Annotated in this window: 18 protein-coding genes; 10 read left to right on the forward strand and 8 right to left on the reverse strand. The window is 69.9% G+C overall.

All coding sequences use genetic code 11. The features are described 5' to 3' along the window. Position 1 precedes the first annotated feature (1 nt). Complete coding sequence (locus tag LQZ85_RS09960; protein ID WP_053098550.1) at positions 2-2,089, reverse strand: APC family permease; 2,088 nt, start codon at positions 2,087-2,089, stop codon at positions 2-4. Between the two features lie 91 nt (positions 2,090-2,180). Beyond that, entirely contained in the window at positions 2,181-2,540 is a 360-nt protein-coding gene (locus tag LQZ85_RS09965) for a nuclear transport factor 2 family protein (RefSeq protein ID WP_056276387.1), read from the reverse strand. Positions 2,541-2,648: 108 nt separating this feature from the next. Here LQZ85_RS09965 and LQZ85_RS09970 point away from each other — a divergent pair, with 108 nt between their 5' ends. The 5 genes from LQZ85_RS09970 (at position 2,649) to LQZ85_RS09990 (ending at position 6,392) form a co-directional block, all read left to right on the forward strand. Continuing rightward, a complete protein-coding gene (locus LQZ85_RS09970; RefSeq protein WP_053098552.1) occupies positions 2,649-3,347 on the forward strand; it encodes a GTP pyrophosphokinase family protein in 699 nt (232 codons plus the stop codon). A gap of 83 nt (positions 3,348-3,430) precedes the next feature. Next, positions 3,431-3,700, forward strand: a complete 270-nt coding sequence (locus LQZ85_RS09975; protein ID WP_053098553.1) for a hypothetical protein — start codon at positions 3,431-3,433, stop codon at positions 3,698-3,700. A gap of 84 nt (positions 3,701-3,784) precedes the next feature. Beyond that, complete coding sequence (locus LQZ85_RS09980) at positions 3,785-5,425, forward strand: molybdopterin-dependent oxidoreductase (protein WP_056276389.1); 1,641 nt, start codon at positions 3,785-3,787, stop codon at positions 5,423-5,425. Between the two features lie 41 nt (positions 5,426-5,466). Further along, on the forward strand, positions 5,467-5,955 hold the full coding sequence (locus LQZ85_RS09985; protein ID WP_056276392.1) for a MogA/MoaB family molybdenum cofactor biosynthesis protein: 489 nt from the start codon (positions 5,467-5,469) through the stop codon (positions 5,953-5,955). After that, positions 5,952-6,392, forward strand: coding sequence for a molybdenum cofactor biosynthesis protein MoaE (locus LQZ85_RS09990; RefSeq protein ID WP_056276396.1), 441 nt, complete (start codon positions 5,952-5,954; stop codon positions 6,390-6,392). Before LQZ85_RS09985 ends, LQZ85_RS09990 begins: the two co-directional genes overlap by 4 nt. Before the next feature lie 125 nt (positions 6,393-6,517). Here LQZ85_RS09990 and LQZ85_RS09995 read toward each other — a convergent pair whose 3' ends face one another. The 4 genes from LQZ85_RS09995 to LQZ85_RS10010 are packed head-to-tail and all read right to left on the reverse strand — an operon-like array spanning position 6,518 to position 9,241. Next, positions 6,518-6,754, reverse strand: coding sequence for a MoaD/ThiS family protein (locus LQZ85_RS09995; RefSeq protein WP_056276399.1), 237 nt, complete (start codon positions 6,752-6,754; stop codon positions 6,518-6,520). Further along, positions 6,751-7,230, reverse strand: a complete 480-nt coding sequence (moaC, locus tag LQZ85_RS10000) for a cyclic pyranopterin monophosphate synthase MoaC (RefSeq protein ID WP_056276402.1) — start codon at positions 7,228-7,230, stop codon at positions 6,751-6,753. Before moaC ends, LQZ85_RS09995 begins: the two co-directional genes overlap by 4 nt. Next, positions 7,227-8,474 (reverse strand): gephyrin-like molybdotransferase Glp, encoded by a 1,248-nt coding sequence (glp, locus tag LQZ85_RS10005; protein ID WP_056276404.1) that lies wholly within the window; start codon positions 8,472-8,474, stop codon positions 7,227-7,229. The genes moaC and glp overlap by 4 nt, the downstream gene beginning before the upstream one ends. Next, positions 8,471-9,241, reverse strand: a complete 771-nt coding sequence (locus tag LQZ85_RS10010) for a HesA/MoeB/ThiF family protein (protein ID WP_230100862.1) — start codon at positions 9,239-9,241, stop codon at positions 8,471-8,473. Before LQZ85_RS10010 ends, glp begins: the two co-directional genes overlap by 4 nt. A 150-nt stretch (positions 9,242-9,391) precedes the next feature. Here LQZ85_RS10010 and LQZ85_RS10015 point away from each other — a divergent pair, with 150 nt between their 5' ends. The 5 genes from LQZ85_RS10015 to moaA all read left to right on the forward strand — a co-directional run bounded on the left by LQZ85_RS10015 (position 9,392) and on the right by moaA (position 13,680). Beyond that, positions 9,392-9,784, forward strand: coding sequence for a TOBE domain-containing protein (locus LQZ85_RS10015; protein ID WP_056276411.1), 393 nt, complete (start codon positions 9,392-9,394; stop codon positions 9,782-9,784). 1 nt (position 9,785) lies between these two features. Continuing rightward, positions 9,786-10,565, forward strand: a complete 780-nt coding sequence (modA, locus tag LQZ85_RS10020) for a molybdate ABC transporter substrate-binding protein (RefSeq protein ID WP_056276413.1) — start codon at positions 9,786-9,788, stop codon at positions 10,563-10,565. Then, positions 10,562-11,350 (forward strand): molybdate ABC transporter permease subunit, encoded by a 789-nt coding sequence (modB, locus tag LQZ85_RS10025; RefSeq protein ID WP_056276416.1) that lies wholly within the window; start codon positions 10,562-10,564, stop codon positions 11,348-11,350. Before modA ends, modB begins: the two co-directional genes overlap by 4 nt. Then, positions 11,347-12,408, forward strand: a complete 1,062-nt coding sequence (locus LQZ85_RS10030) for an ABC transporter ATP-binding protein (RefSeq protein ID WP_056276419.1) — start codon at positions 11,347-11,349, stop codon at positions 12,406-12,408. Before modB ends, LQZ85_RS10030 begins: the two co-directional genes overlap by 4 nt. A gap of 186 nt (positions 12,409-12,594) precedes the next feature. After that, on the forward strand, positions 12,595-13,680 hold the full coding sequence (moaA, locus tag LQZ85_RS10035) for a GTP 3',8-cyclase MoaA (protein WP_056276422.1): 1,086 nt from the start codon (positions 12,595-12,597) through the stop codon (positions 13,678-13,680). A gap of 117 nt (positions 13,681-13,797) precedes the next feature. Here the strand turns inward: moaA and LQZ85_RS10040 are convergent, their stop codons facing one another. Continuing rightward, positions 13,798-15,012 carry an amidohydrolase gene (locus LQZ85_RS10040; RefSeq protein ID WP_053098565.1) on the reverse strand — a complete coding sequence of 405 codons (1,215 nt, stop codon included), beginning with the start codon at positions 15,010-15,012 and terminating at the stop codon, positions 13,798-13,800. Positions 15,013-15,021: 9 nt separating this feature from the next. After that, on the reverse strand, positions 15,022-15,669 hold the full coding sequence (locus tag LQZ85_RS10045) for a TetR/AcrR family transcriptional regulator (protein WP_056276425.1): 648 nt from the start codon (positions 15,667-15,669) through the stop codon (positions 15,022-15,024). Positions 15,670-15,767 lie beyond the last annotated feature (98 nt).

Consider the following 15,767-nt stretch of genomic DNA (forward strand, 5'->3'; position numbering starts at 1 on the left):
GTCAGCTCTCGGGCGGACCCTCGGGGCGGTGCGCGCGGCGGCCGTTCACGACGACCGGTCGCCCTGCGCGCTCCTGCCCCGGCAGCGGGCGTGAGCGTCGGCCGTAGATCAGCTCCGACGAGTCGAGCAGCCACGGCACGAGCGTGATCGAGACCCCGTGCACGAGCATCAGCTGGTTGGCCAGGCGGCGTGAGCGGCGGTTGTGCAGGAACGTCTCCCACCAGTGCCCCACGATGTACTGCGGCAGATAGACCGTGACCACGGACGAGCCGTGCTTCTCGCGGTACTGCTTGATGAACTGCGTCACCGGCTGTGCGAACGACCGGAAGGGCGACTCGACGATCACCAGCGGGATCGGCACCAGGTGGTCTGCCCAGTCCTTCTGCAGCTGCGCGGCATCGTCGGATGCGACGGCGACGTGCACCGCCAGAGTCTTGCCGTGCTTGGCGGCGATCGCGTAGTCGATGGCCTTGATCACGGGCTTCTGCAGGCGGTTGACGAGCACGATCGCCAGGTCGCCGGTCGCGCCGAACTTCGTCGTGTCGTCGATCGCGATCTCATGCTCGACGTCGCGGTAGTACCGCTTCACGCCCATCATCAGGAACGCCAGTACCGGGATCGCGAAGAACACCAGGTAGGCGCCGTGCGTGAACTTCGTGATCGTCACGATCAGCAGCACCGCCACCGTCATCGCGGCGCCCACCGAGTTGATGACCAGCCCGATCTTCGCCGAGCGGCGGTCGGATGCCGAGGCGCCGTCGACGCCCGACCCGGGAGTCGTCTCGAGCGGCCCGCGCAGCACGCGGCGCCAGTGCCGGACCATGCCGATCTGCCCGAGCGAGAACGACACGAAGACGCCGATGATGTAGAGCTGGATCAGCGTGGTGAGCTTCGCCTGGAACACCACGAGCACGATGATCGCCGCGATCCCCAGCACGATCATGCCGTTCGAGAACACGAGGCGGTCGCCGCGGGTGTTCAGCGACTTGGGGGCGTAGCCGTCACGGGCGAGCACCGAGCCGAGCAGCGGGAATCCGTTGAAGGCGGTGTTGGCCGCCAGCAGCAGCACGCAGGCGGTCGCCGCCTGGATGATGAAGAACAGGATGCTGCCGCCGCCGAACGTCGCAGACGCGATCTGCGCCATCAGGCTCGGCTGCGGGTTCGAGCAGTCGAAGCCGATCAGGTCGCACGGGTTCTCGGCGTAGTGCACGCCGGTGATCAGGGCCAGGGCGGTGAGCCCGGCGAACAGGCACGCGGCGATGGAACCCATCAGCACGAGCGTGGTCTGGGCGTTGCGGACCTTCGGGGTGCGGAAGGCGGGCACGCCGTTCGACACCGCCTCGACGCCGGTGAGGGCCGAGCATCCGCTCGAGAACGCCCGCAGGATCAGAAGGATCACCGCGGCCTGGCCGAGGTCTTCGGAGTGCACGGCGAACTCGGCGCTCGAGGCGACCGGCGCATCGCCGAGGAAGGTGCGGAACAGCCCGGTCACGATCATGAAGCCGACGGAGGCGATGAACACGTAGGTCGGGATCGCGAAGACGAGCGAGGCCTCGCGCACTCCTCGCAGGTTCACCAGGATGATGAGGATCACGAATCCGACCGCCAGCTCGACGCGCAGCGGATCGAGGCCCGGCACCGCCGAGATGATGTTGTCGACGCCGGATGCCACCGACACGGCGACCGTCAGCACGTAGTCGACCAGCAGCGCGGCCGCGACGATGACGCCGGGGATCTCGCCGAGGTTCTTCGAGGCGACCTCGTAGTCGCCGCCGCCCGAGGGGTAGGCCTTGATGAGCTGCCGGTAGCTGAGCACGACGACGATCAGCAGCACGACGACCGCGACCGCGACGAGCGGGGTGAACGACAGGAACGTCAGTCCGCCGATGAGGAGGATCATCACGAGCTCCTGCGGCGCGTAGGCGACCGAGCTCAGGGCGTCCGACGCGAAGATCGGCAACGCCATCTTCTTCGGGAGCAGCTGATCGTCGACCTGTGCGCTCGTCAGCGGGTCGCCGATGAGGATGCGCTTCACGCGAGGAGGAGCGTCGAGGTTGTCCCGGGTTTCATCTGACACGTCGGGCGACATTACGCCCGCGAACGGCTTCCTCACGCGTTCCTCACGGAATCCCTACGGGTGCCCCGGTGTCCCTAACGGAATCCTTACGCGGCCGAGGCGGTCACTCGGAATGAGGGCGCGGCATGTACCACTCGGTGAACGCGGTCGCCCGACCCTCGGCATCCAGTCGGACGATCCAGAGATTGAGATAGTCCCTTTCAGACGGGTACTGCGTGCGCCCCTCGATCGCCACGAAGTCGTCATCCTCGCGGACTATCCACCACTCGAACGACCACGTGCCCGGATCGTCGAGGTCCTCGAGCCAGCCGGCGACGATGTCGGCCCGACCGACCCGCGGCTCGGCGTCGGGGCTCGTGAGGTAGATCGCGTCTTCGCTGAAGAGCGCCGCGATCTGCTGCGGGTCGTTCGATCGCCACGCCTCGACGTACGCCTCTGTCCACTTCTCGCCTGCGGTAGCCATGTCGTCCGTTGTAGACCCGGCCTCCGACATCGTCAAGACCGCGCCGGACCGAATTTCTCATCGGCGATGCACAGCCTGCGCCGATCACGAACGCGTAACGTCGGATGCATGACGTCCCTTCAGCTCACCGACGATGCGATCCAGCAGACTCGGGAGCTCCGCGATGAGTTCCAGCGCTTCCTGCGCGAGTACGAGTTCGGGATGCGGGAGGTGGAGACGAAGATCTCGATCCTGCGTGACGAGTTCACCCATCACCACGCGTACAACCCGATCGAGCACGTCAAGAGCCGGTTGAAGACCCCCGACAGCATCGTCGAGAAGATCGCCCGCAAGGGCATCGTCGAGCCGGACTTCGAACGCATCCGCTCCGAGATCACCGACATCGCCGGCGTGCGAGTCACGTGCAGCTTCGTCGCCGATGTGTACCGCCTGTTCGACCTGCTCACCGCGCAGGACGACGTCACCGTGCGCACCGTCAAGGACTACATCGCCACGCCGAAGGAGAACGGCTACAAGAGCCTGCACGCGATCATCGAGGTGCCGGTGTTCCTGTCGACCGGGGCGCTCGCGGTGCCGGTCGAGGTGCAGTTCCGGACCATCGCGATGGACTTCTGGGCCAGCCTCGAGCACAAGATCTATTACAAGTTCTCGAACCAGGTGCCCTCGCACCTCGTCGACAGCCTGACCGATGCGGCCGAGGCCGCCGCCGAGCTCGACAGCCGCATGGAGCGTCTGCATCGCGAGGCGCACGGAGTGCCGCAGCGCCAGCTCGCGCCGCCGCCCCCGCCGCACGTCGTGCAGGTCTGACCCGACGCTCGTCGTCTCCGGTGCGCGGCGCACGCGAGCGGCGCGGTGTTGCGCGCGGCGGCGGGCTCCGGGAGCATGGGCAGGTGGTGAAGACGCAGCAGCCCCCGGTCGCCGACCTCGAGCGCACCCTCGTCGAGCTCCCCGGTCTCGACCGCGGACGCCAGCTGTGCGAGTGCGACCACGGCGACGACGAGGCCTATGCCGCCTGCGGACGCAAGGCCAAGTGGCGCGTCACGGTCGACTGCGTCTGCGGGGAGAACCACCCGCGTCGCGTCGAGATCCTGTGCTCCCGGTGCCTGCGCACTCTGCGCCAGCTGCAGGACCGCGACACCATCACCGCGCGGCGTCTCTGACGCACCGGCGCTCGCGACCATCCGTTCGCGCCTTCGCTCCGAACAACCGCTGACCACACCGTCGGCGGTGCGAAGGAGCAGATCATGGCACAGCGCAGCAAAGACCCACAGCGCAGCAAGGGCAGACGATTCATCCTCTGGGCAGCACTCTCGGGTGTGATCAGCGGTGCCGTCTTCCTCGCCACCGCAGAGCTGTTCGCGCTGATCTTCGCGCGCTCAGCGAGCCCGATCCTCGCGGTCGGCGGTTTCGTGATCGACATCGTGCCGCAGCCCTTCAAGGAATTCGCGATCGCGACCTTCGGCGAGTACGACAAGATCGCGCTGCTGGTCGGTCTCGGTCTCGCGGTGGTGATCGCGTCGGCGATCGCCGGAATCCTTCAGCTGCTCCGTCCCCCGCTCGGCGTGATCGCCCTGGTGGTCGCGGGCGCGCTCTCCACCGCGGCGATCGTGACGAGGGCGGGAGTCACGCCCCTCGCCTTCCTGCCACCCGTGCTCGGCACCATCGCAGGGTCGATCCTGATGGTGCTCCTGATCCGCCGTCTGAAGACGTGGAAGGCCTCGGCGGTTCCCGCCGTGATGACCGACCGCAAGGGTGAGGGTCTCGCCGCGACCGGCACCGGGACGGTGGGCCAGGATGCCGCGCAGCCGCCGAAGGATCTGGGGCGTCGGCAGTTCTTCATCCTCGCCGGGATCGCGAGCGTCTCGGCGGTCGTCGTCGGCATCGCGTCGCGCACGGTGAGCATGACGGTCGCCTCCGTGGCGTCGATCCGGGAGGCGCTGAAGCTCCCGGCGCCGAAGTCGACGGTCACGGTGCCGAAGGGCGCCGAGCTCGACATCCCGGGCCTGAGCAAGCTGTTCACCCCGAACAAGGACTTCTACCGCGTCGACACCGCGCTGACCGTGCCCACGATCGACCCCAGCACCTGGCGTCTCGTGATCGACGGCATGGTCGATCAGCGCGTCGAGATGAGCTTCCAGGACCTCCTCGACATGGGGCTCGACGAGTATGCGATCACCCTCACCTGCGTCTCGAACGAGGTGGGCGGCGACCTCGTCGGCAATGCGAAGTGGCTCGGCGTCCCGCTGCGCGATGTTCTCAAGAAGGCAGGGGTGAAGTCCGGAGCCGACATGGTGCTGTCGAAGAGCGTCGACGGATACACCGCGAGCACGCCGCTGTCGGCGCTGACCGACGACAACCTCGATGCGATCCTCGCGGTGGGCATGAACGGCGAGCCGCTGCCGCTCGAGCACGGGTTCCCGGTGCGCATGGTCGTTCCCGGTCTCTACGGCTACGTCTCGGCGACGAAGTGGCTGACCGAGCTCAAGGTGACGACGTTCGACAAGGACGAGGCCTACTGGACCCCGCGTGGATACAGCGCCGAGGCGCCGATCAAGTTCGCCTCGCGCGTCGACACTCCCAAGGTCGGCGAGGCGGTCAAGGCCGGCCGCATCCCGATCGCGGGCGTCGCGTGGGCGCAGTCGGTCGGCATCGAGCGGGTCGAGGTGCGCATCGACGAGGGCGACTGGATGCCGGCGACGCTGTCGGCACCGATCAACGAGGACACCTGGGTGCAGTGGTTCATGGAGTGGGATGCCACGCCGGGCACGCACTACGTGGCCGTGCGAGCCATCAACAAGAACGGCGACCTGCAGATCGAAGAGCGGGCGCCGATCGCGCCGAACGGTTCGTCGGGGTGGCAGCGGTCGCTGATCCGAGTCGCCTGATGCCGGTGCGTGACCCCGGGTCTCGCCCTAGTGTGGGAGCCATGACGTCGCTCCCCGCCTGCGTGATCACTGTCTCGGATCGATCCTTCACGGGTGAACGCGAAGACAGGGGAGGGCCGATCGCGGTCGGGCTGCTGCGGGATGCCGGGTGGCACTGCCCGGATGCCGAGGTCATCGCCGACGGCGCCACCTCGGTCGCGGATGCGCTGCGCCGAGCGGTGGCCCGCGGCGTGAGGCTGATCGTGACGACCGGGGGGACCGGCGTCAGTCCGCGCGATGAGACGCCGGAGGGCACCCGTCGGGTGATCACCCGCGAGGTGCCCGGCATCGCCGAGGAACTGCGCCGCAGCGGCCTCGCCGACACCCCGCTGTCCGTGCTCTCTCGTGGCGTGGCGGGCATCGTCGACCCGGCCGGATCGCTCGTGGTGAATCTTCCCGGGTCGCCCCGGGCCGTGGCATCCGGTGTTCCCGTCGTGCTCACCGTCGCCAGACACGTCGTCGACCAGGTCGAGGGCGGTGATCACTCGTGAACGAGGTGCGGATCGCAGCGATCTCGGAGGAGAAGCTCGACGTCGACGCGCATCTCGCTGCGGTGGACGACCCGGCCCTGGGCGGGGTCACGACCTTCATCGGGCGCGTGCGCGACAACGACCCCGATGCGGCGACCCCGGTGGTCGGGCTCGAATACAGCTCGCACCCCGATGCGGAGCCGACGCTGCGACGCATCGCCGAGGAGGCGGCAGCGGATGCCGTCGGCGACGCCAGGGTCGTGGTCGCCGTGAGCCACCGCATCGGTCGCCTCGACGTCGGGGATGCGGCTGTGGTCATCGCGGTCGCGGCAGAGCATCGTGCTGAGGCCTTCGAGGTGTGCCGCGCGGTCATCGAGGACATCAAGACGTCGCTGCCGGTGTGGAAGCGCCAGGTCGAGTCGGACGGCTCGACCTCGTGGAAGGGCATCGGCGGCTGAGCCGAGTCGCGGCTGCTTCACGCGGCCATTCGCGCTTCCGAAGGCCGTTTTCGGCATCCGCGTCCTTCTGACGCGCAGATCGCCGCACGAAGCGCACGCCCCGCGGGCATCGCTTCGCCCGCGGCCTATCCCCCGGCGAACGGGGGAAGCACGTCGATCAGCTGGGCGTCGTCGAGCGGACGGTCGTCATCGCTGCGCACACCGTCGACCATGACCGCGCACCGCGGAAGGATGTCGGCGAGCGCCGGATGGTCGGCGACGACGGCGGCGCGCAGCTGCTCGAGCGAGTGCTCGCCGCGGTCCTCGGCGTCGGTGCCCGCGGCCTCGGCGGCCGCAGCGAAATAGCGGACGCGGGTGGTCACTGCGTCTCTCCCTCGCGCACCCAGTCGCCCGAGCGCCCGCCCGACTTCGCGACGATGCGCACGTCTTCGATCACGACCGAGCGGTCGAGGCCCTTGACCATGTCGACGATCGCGAGGGCGCTCACCGAGACCGCTGTGAGGGCCTCCATCTCGACGCCGGTGCGGTCGGCGGTGCCCACGGTCGCCTCGACGTGCACGCCGTCGTCGACGATGTCGAGCTCGACCGACGCGCGGTGCACGCCGATCACGTGGGCGAGGGGCAGCAGAGCGGGTGTCGACTTGGCCGCCTGGATGCCGGCGATGCGGGCGACCGCGAGCACGTCGCCCTTGGGTGCGGTGCCGTCGCGCAGGGCAGCGATGACTTCGGTGCCGCAGCGCACGAATCCGCGCGCGGTGGCGGTGCGGACCGTCGGCTGCTTGCCGGTCACATCGACCATGTGGGCGTGGCCGGCCGAATCGAGATGCGTGAAGCTCATCCGACCAGCATGACATCGATCGCATCGCCCACGGCGACGGCCTCGACCTCAGCGGGCACGACGGCGAACGCGTGGGCGCGGGCGAGTCCGCCGGCCAGGTGCGATCCCGAGCCGCCCGAGGTCGCCGGGCGCACGGTCCTGTTCACGAGGTCGACGACGGCGGGCAGGTACTGACGGCGTCCCGGCGGGGTGGTCCACGCGGCATCCGCGGTGAAGGATGCGCGCGGGCGGTGGATCTCGGAGCGACCCTGCAGCGCCAGCAGCGCGGGGCGCACGAACACCTCGAACGACACCGCCACGCTCACGGGGTTTCCGGGAAGACCGAACACCAGAGTGCCGGCGTCGAGCACGCCGAACGCCTGCGGCTTGCCCGGCTGCATCGCGACGCTCGCGAACTCGACCTCGCCCTGTCCGTCGAACGCGCCGCGCACGGGTTCGTACGCACCGGCGCTCACGCCGCCGGTGAACACGATCACGTCAGCGCCGCGTTCTACGGCGGTCGCCGTGACGGTGCGCACGGCATCGGCGTCATCCGCGACGCGGGCGACGAGCACGACCTCGGCGTCGGCATCGGCGACGAGGAGCTCGAGCAGCGGACCGTTGGAATCGGGGATGCGGCCGCGCGCTGCGGGCTCGCCCGGCTCGAGCAGCTCGCTGCCGGTCGATACGACGGCCACCCGGGGTGCGCGTGTCACCGTCGCGCTCTCGACCCCGGCGGCGACGGCGGCGGACAGCTGGAACGCTCCGAGGCGCTCGCCGGCGAGCACCACTGCGTCACCGGCGCGCAGGTCGGCGCCGCGACGGCGGATGAACGCTCCTGCGGTCGACGGTGCGCGCAGCACCCGCACCTCGCCGAGCGAATCGGCGAGACCGCCGACGGTGTCCTCGAAAGGCACGATCGCGTCCGCCGCCGTCGGGGCGGGTGAGCCGGTCATGATGCGTGCCGCCTCGCCGGCTCCGAGTGCCGGGTCGTCCGACACCCCGGCGGGCAGATCTGCGACGACGCGGAGCACGACAGGGTTCTCGTCGGATGCCGAGGCGACATCCGCCGCTCGCACGGCGAAGCCGTCCATCGCGGAGTTGTCGAAGAGCGGGATGTCGTGCGCCGCCGTCGCAGGCTCTGCGAGCGTGCGCTGGGCCGCGTCCCGGATCGCCCGTGTCTCGGCGGGCAGTGCGCGTACGGCATCCAGCACCCGCGCGAGCTGATCCTCGACGGATCGGCGGCCGCCGTCCGCGGCGCTCATGCCGACACCGCCGAACGGATGGCGATCTCGTGCTGTCTCGAGGTGAGGGAGTCGATCATCGCGAGCCGGCCGAGCAGCGGCTCGCCCGCCCCGGTGATGAGCTTCACGACCTCGCCCGCCAGCATCCCGCCCACCTGCACGCACAGGGCCCCGAGCACGCCGACCTGCGCGCAGCTGGGCGGCTCGCCCTCGGTGCCGAGCGGGAAGAGATCGGTGAGCACCACGGGCGTGTGGCCTTCGGGGGGATTCGACCAGAACACGGTGGCCTGCGCGTGCCACTCCTGCACGGCACCCCACACGAGCGGGATGCCGAGGGTCTCGGTCGCAGCGGCGACGTCGCGGCGGGTCGCGAAGGAGTCGCTCGTGTCGACCACGATGTCGGCCCCGGCGAACAGGCGCTCGGCGTTCTCGGAGTCGAGTCGCTCGGAGGCCGTCATGACCTCCGCCCCCGGTGACAGTGCGCTGATCGCGCGCGCCGCCGAAACGGTCTTGGGGCGGCCGATGTCCTCGACACGGTGGGCGAGCTGGCGCTGCAGATTGGTCAGCTCCACGATGTCGTCGTCGATCACCGTGATGCTGCCGATTCCTGCCGCGGCCAGTGCGAGGAGCACGGGGGAGCCGATGCCGCCGGCGCCGACCACGGTGACGTGGGCCGCGGCGAGACGGCGCTGCCCCTTCTCTCCGATGCCCGTGAGTACCGCGTGCCTGGCGGTGCGGACGAGTTCGGCCGGGTCGAGGGCGGGCGCGGGAGCGACGAGCGGCTGCATGGCACCAGGCTATGCCCGGGGTGAGCGATTGCGGCGGGCGCGAGGGTATTCGTCCGGAGTTCGCCGCGGACGGATGCCGCGCGAGCGCGTTGCTTCCGCGAATGCGGTGATTTACTGTGTCAGCATCCGCGTCTGCGGTAGTGTGCCCCCATGCAGAGCTTTCGGATCGCCCGCGCAGCACAGCTGCTCGGAGTGAGCGATGACACGGTGCGGCGCTGGATCGATCAGGGCCTGCTGCCGACGACGGATGCCGTCCCTGCCGAGATCCCCGGTGACGCTCTCGCCGCCCGCGCTGTGGAGCTCGCCGAGGAGGCGCAGGCGTCGGATCATGCTCTCTCGAGCGCCCGCAACCGCTTCGTCGGCATCGTGACGCGCGTGCAGATCGACGGAGTCATGGCACAGGTAGATCTGCAGTCCGGACCCCACCGCGTCGTCTCGCTCATGTCGGCCGAGGCCGCCCGCGAGCTGAACCTGGAGGTCGGCTCGCTCGCCACCGCATCCGTCAAGGCGACCAACGTCGTCGTCGAAGTGCCGAAGGGCTGACATGAATCGCGCCCTGCGTCGCACCGTCGCGGTCGTCCTGGCCGCCGCCGCTCTCGCCCTCACAGGGTGCACCGCCGAAGCCCCGGCCCCTGCCAGCTCGGGAGATGCACCGGAGAGTGCCGTCAGCGGCGAGCTCACGGTGTACGCCGCCGCGTCGCTGTCGGGCGCCTTCGACGAGATCGGTGCGGCCTTCACCGACGAGAACCCCGATGTGACGTTCAGCGGCGTCTACGACGGATCGTCGACGCTGGTCACCCAGCTGCGCGAGGGCGCTCCGGCCGACGTCTTCGCCTCGGCCGACGAGGCGAACATGGACAAGCTCGAGGATGCCGCGGTCGACCCGACCCTGTTCGCCTCCAACACGCTCGTGATCGCCGTTCCCTCGGGCAATCCGGTTCGCGTCGAGACCCTCGCCGATCTGGCCGACGTCACCACCGTGCTGTGCGCCCCCGAGGTGCCGTGCGGCGCCGCCTCGGCGACGCTGCTCTCGAACGCCGGCGTCGTGGTCGACGCCGCGAGCCTCGAGCAGAACGTCACCGCCGTGCTCACCAAGGTCGCAGCCGGTGAGGCGGATGCGGGCCTCGTCTACGCCACCGACGTCGTCGGTCGCGACGATGTCGAGGTGATCGTGCCCGACGGTGCCGACGAGGTCGTCAACCACTATCCGATCGCGACGCTGTCGGAGGCATCGAACTCTGCGGCCGCCGACGCGTTCGTCGCGTTCGTGCTGTCGGATGATGGCCAGAGCATCCTGGCCGACTTCGGCTTCGGAGCGCCGTGACTGCGGCCGCTTCACACGGATACGCGCCGCGTGCCCTGGCCATCCCGGCCCTGATCGGTCTCGCGTTCCTCATCCTCCCGCTCGCGGCGCTCGTCGCCCGTGTCGAGTGGTCGACCTTCATCGCCGACGTGACGTCGGAGGCCGCGCGCTCGGCTCTGCTCCTGTCGCTCGGCACCGGGCTCGTCGCCACTCTTCTGTGCATCGTGATCGGTGTGCCGCTGGCGTTGACGATCGCCCGCTCCGGGCCCCGCCTGGCCGCCGTGCTGCGGGCCGCTGTCACGGTGCCGCTCGTGCTGCCGCCGATGGTCGGCGGTGTCGCCCTGCTCTACCTGTTCGGGCGGGCGGGGTGGTTCGGCGGTCTCGGGATCTCCTTCAGTACGCCGGCCGTCGTGCTCGCGCAGACTTTTGTGGCGCTGCCGTTCCTCGTGCTGGCGGTCGAAGGGGCTGTGCGCACCTCCGGCGTCGAGTACGAGCGGACCGCCGCCGCGCTCGGAGCCGGCCGCTGGACGATCCTGCGCCGCATCACGCTGCCGCTCGCGGCGCCCGGGATCGTCGCGGGCGTGGTGCTGTGCTTCGCCCGGGCCATCGGCGAGTTCGGCGCGACGGCACTCTTCGCGGGCAACCGCCCCGGCGTCACGCAGACCATGCCCCTGGCGATCTACACGGCCTTCAACGGCGCAGGCGTCACCCAGGGGGCCGCGGTCGCCCTCGCGCTCCTGCTGCTCGTCACGGCGATCCTCGTGCTGCTGCTCGTGCGCGGCTGGCGGCCGGGTGCCGCTCGATGAGCGCGCCTACTGTCGCCGGGCTGCGCGCCCGCGTGGTCGTGCCGCGAGAGCACTTCACCGTCGATGTCTCGCTGCAGGTCGAGACCGGCGAGACGGTCGCCGTGATGGGACCCAGCGGAGCGGGCAAGTCGACGCTGCTGCAGGCGCTCGCCGGACTCGAGCCGCTGGGCGGGGGCGAGATCGCCGTCGAGGGTCGGGTCGTCGACCGGTTAGCGAAGCCTCGGATGAGGACCGAGCCGATGCGCCGCGGGGTCGTGCTGCTCGGGCAGAAACCGCGGCTGTTCCCTCATCTCTCGGCGCGCGAGAACGTGGCGTTCGGGCCACGGGCGGCGGGCACTGACGCCCGCGCGGCGCGGGCGGGGGCCGACGATTGGCTCGCACGGGTCGGACTCCCCGGCTCCGGTGAACGGATGCCGCACGAGCTCTCCGGCGGTGAGCAGCAACGGGTCGCGGTCGCTCGCGCGCTCGCGGCATCCCCTCGCGTCGTGCTGCTCGATGAACCGCTCGTCGCCCTCGACCCCGAGACGGCCGGCGACATCCGGCGGATGCTGCGCGACCAGCTCATCTCGACCACGACCGTCGCGGTCACGCACGATGCGGCGGACGCCGTCGCGCTCGCCGACCGGCTGATCGTCGTCGAGGCAGGCCGCGTCACACAGTCGGGGCCGGTGCGCGAGGTGCTCGCCGCCCCGGCATCCGGTTTCGTCGCGTCGATCGCCGGGGTCAATCGCCTGGTCGGCGTCGCACGCGGGGGATCGTGGAGCTGCGGCGACGCACGGTTGACCAGCGCCCAGCCTGCGTCGCGTGCTCTCGCCGCGACCGACGGCGTTGCGCTCGCCGCGGTCTTCCGCCCGGGCGATGCGCGGGTCGCCGAGGCAGGCCCGGGGTCGTGGACCGCTGTGGTGGCGCGCATCGAGCCCACGCTGGGTGGCGTGCGCGTGCACACCGATGCAGGCGCGATCGACCTGTCGCTGGATGCTGCCGGAGGCGTGGCGGTCGGCGACCGGGTTCGGTTGCGGGTGGACCCGGCGCTGGTGCGGTTCGTCGCAGTTCCGTGAGCTGCAGCCGTGCGCTGAGCTCGCCCGATGACTGGTGAACTCCCGGCTGAATCTCCAGCCAGGTGGCCTGGGCGAGCGCCGCGCGTCCCGAGAGGACCTGGCAATATGCCGGTCGTCGCGCCCGCATGGGCCGCGCGACGCGGGGCGCGGGTAGTCTCGGAACATGTCGGGGAGAGGGAAACTGCGATGACGGCCGTGCCGGTCGTGATCGGTGTGCGCTCGCCGCATCCCGTGGTCGCCACAGACCCCGCGCCCGCGTCGCAGGGCCTCATCGACACCCACGGTCGCGTGCACCGCGACCTGCGCATCTCGCTGACCGACCGCTGCTCGCTGCGCTGCACCTACTGCATGCCCGAGCAGGGAAACGAATGGCTCGCGCGCACCAGCATCCTGTCGACCGACGAGATCGTCGAAGTGGCGCAGGTCGCCGCATCGCTCGGCATCCGCACCTTCCGGCTCACCGGCGGTGAGCCGCTGCTGCGTGCCGACATCGTCGACGTCGTGCGACGTGTCTCGGCGATCGAGGGGGACGAAGGCCCTGTCGAGGTCGCCATGACGACGAACGGCATCACGCTCGCGAAGCACCTGCCCGACCTGATCGACGCCGGCCTCACGCGACTGAACATCAGCATCGACACGGTCGATCGTCAGCGCTTCGCCGACCTCACGCGTCGAGACCGCATCGACGACGTGTTCGAGGGCATCGCGGCAGCGGCGGCATCCGAACTGCGCCCGCTCAAACTCAACACGGTCGCGATGCGCGGCGTGAACGACGACGAGTTGCCCGACCTGGTCGCGTTCGCGATGGAGGTCGGTGCGCAGCTGCGCTTCATCGAGCAGATGCCGCTCGACGCCGGGCACACCTGGGATCGCGATTCGATGGTCACGCGCGAGGAGATCCTCGAGAAGCTCAGCGCGCGGTGGGATCTGGAACCGGTTCCCGGCCGCGGCGGTGCGCCGGCGGAGAAGTGGCGCATCGACGGCGGACCGCACGAGGTCGGCGTCATCGCCTCGGTCACCGCCCCCTTCTGTGGCGCGTGCGACCGACTTCGACTGACCGCCGACGGACAGCTGCGCAACTGCCTCTTCTCGAATGCCGAGTACGACCTGATCGGCGTGCTGCGTGGCGACGGAGCATCCGACTCCGCCCGGCGTGCTGGCGGGATCGCCGACATGCTGCGCTCCTGCGTGCACGGCAAGCTGCCGGGGCACGCGATCAACGACCCGTCATTCCTGCAGCCCGCCCGAGGCATGAACGCCATCGGCGGCTGAGTCAGCCCCGCTTCGCGTTCACAATTCAGCAGAGAACGTGCGTTCCGCGTGCTCAGGGCCTGAATCCGGCCCGATCCCGACCGTTCATGCTGAATTGTGAACGGCGACAGCGCCGCGTCAGTCGAGGAACTCCCGCGCGGCGGCCGACAGTGCGGTGACGCCGACCTCGATCGTCGGGTGGATCTCGGGCGCGAAGAACGGCGAGTGGTTGGTCGGGATGTCCTTGTCGAGCGTGCCGGCGGCGGCGGATGCCGCGAACTTCGCCGCATCGATGCCGCCCCAGAACCAGAAGACCAGCGGCGCGCCGGTGTCGCGGGCGAACCACGACACGTCCTCGCTGCCGGTGAACATCCCGGGGTCGACGACCGACGCCTCGCCGAGCGCGCGCTGCAGGGCGGAGGTGACGCGCGCGGTGGCATCGGCGTCGTTGATCGTCGGCGGCAGGGTGTGGTCAGTGCGGATCTCGGGCTCGCGCTCGGCTCCGGATGCCGCCGCCTCGGCCCGCACGATGCGCTCGACGCTCGCGAGCACCTTGTCGCGCATCTCGTCGTTCGGATAGCGCAGGCTGAGCTCGAGCTTGGCCTCGGCCGGGATGATGTTGTTCTTGAGGCCCGCATGGATCGAGCCGACCGTCACCACCGCGACATCGCGCGGGTCGACCTCGCGCGATGCGATGGTCTGGAGGCGCATGACGGTCGCCGCGGCCATGACGACCGGGTCGATCGTGGAGTGCGGGCGTGAGCCGTGGCCGCCGCGTCCGTGCAGCACGACGGTGAGTCCGTCGGATGCCGCCATCTGCGTGCCGGGGCGCACGCCGATGGTTCCGGCGGGCAGGGGAGTGACGTGCTGGCCGAGCACGACGTCGGGGTGCGGCACGAGATCGCGCAGTCCGGCGTCGAGCATGGCACGGGATCCGGCGCCGTACTCCTCGGCGGGCTGAATGAGCACGACCACGGTTCCCGACCAGTCGGCCTTCTCGGCGACGAGCTTCTCGACGGCGCCGATCATCGCGGTGACGTGCATGTCGTGGCCGCAGGCGTGCATGACGGGCACGGTGTTGCCGGCCGGATCGATGCCGGTCGCGGTGCTCGCGTACGCCAGCCCGGTCTCCTCGCCGACGGGCAGCGCGTCCATGTCGGCGCGCGCCCACACGACCGGGCCGTCGCCGTTGCGCAGGATGCCGACCACGCCGGTGACGCCGATTCCCTCGTGCACCTCGAGGCCGAGATCCCGCAGGTGGCCCGCGGCGATGCCGGCGGTGCGCGTCTCCTGGAACGAGAGCTCGGGATGCTGGTGCAGGTCGGTGTAGAGCGCTTCGAGGTCGATCGTCATGGCCCGAGCCTAGTCGCGGCGGTACGACTCCAGTGCCGGTCCTGGATGCAGTACGCCGTTGACGATCGACCGGATCGCGAACTCGCTCGCCTCGCCGAGGTCGAACACGTCGCGATGCAGCAGCCATTGCAGCTGCAGGCCGTCCATCACGGCGAGGATGCTGGCGGCGGCCGTCGTGATCGTCGAGGGCTCGGTCACTCCCTCCTGCGCGCACAGGGCGTGGAAGGCCTCCGTCACCTCGCGTCGCAGCGTCGTGTATCGCTCTTCGAAGTACTCGCGGCCGGGGTGGTTGTCGGTCACGGACTCCGATGAGAGCACGGTGTACGCCTGAACGATCCCGGGGCGCCGCTCGTTGGCGATGGCGGTGCGCACGAGGTGCAGGAAGAGCTCGGGTCCGCCGGGGATGTGCTTCTCGGCGAGCTCGGCGACGTCGGCCTGGTCGCGGTAGGCGAGCACCTCGAGCAGCAGCTTCTGCTTCGACCCGAAATGGTGCAGCACGCCGGCGTGGGTGATGCCCACCTGCTCGGCGACATCGGCGAGGGTGCCGTTGGTCGATCCTTTGTTGCCGAAGATCTCGACGGCGGCTTTGAGGATCTGCTCGCGCTTCTCGCGGGTGGCAGGCCGGACGGACGTGTGGGCGACAGCATCCTTCGACATGGTCCATCCTCTTCTGCACGGAATCCTGCACTGGATCGTACTTGCCAACTCTACTTACCAACGAGTAACCTCGCACCAGCTTACTTTCTCGCCAGTAA

The organism is Microbacterium sp. Bi98 (assembly GCF_918698045.1).
In the GTDB taxonomy this organism is placed as follows: domain Bacteria; phylum Actinomycetota; class Actinomycetes; order Actinomycetales; family Microbacteriaceae; genus Microbacterium.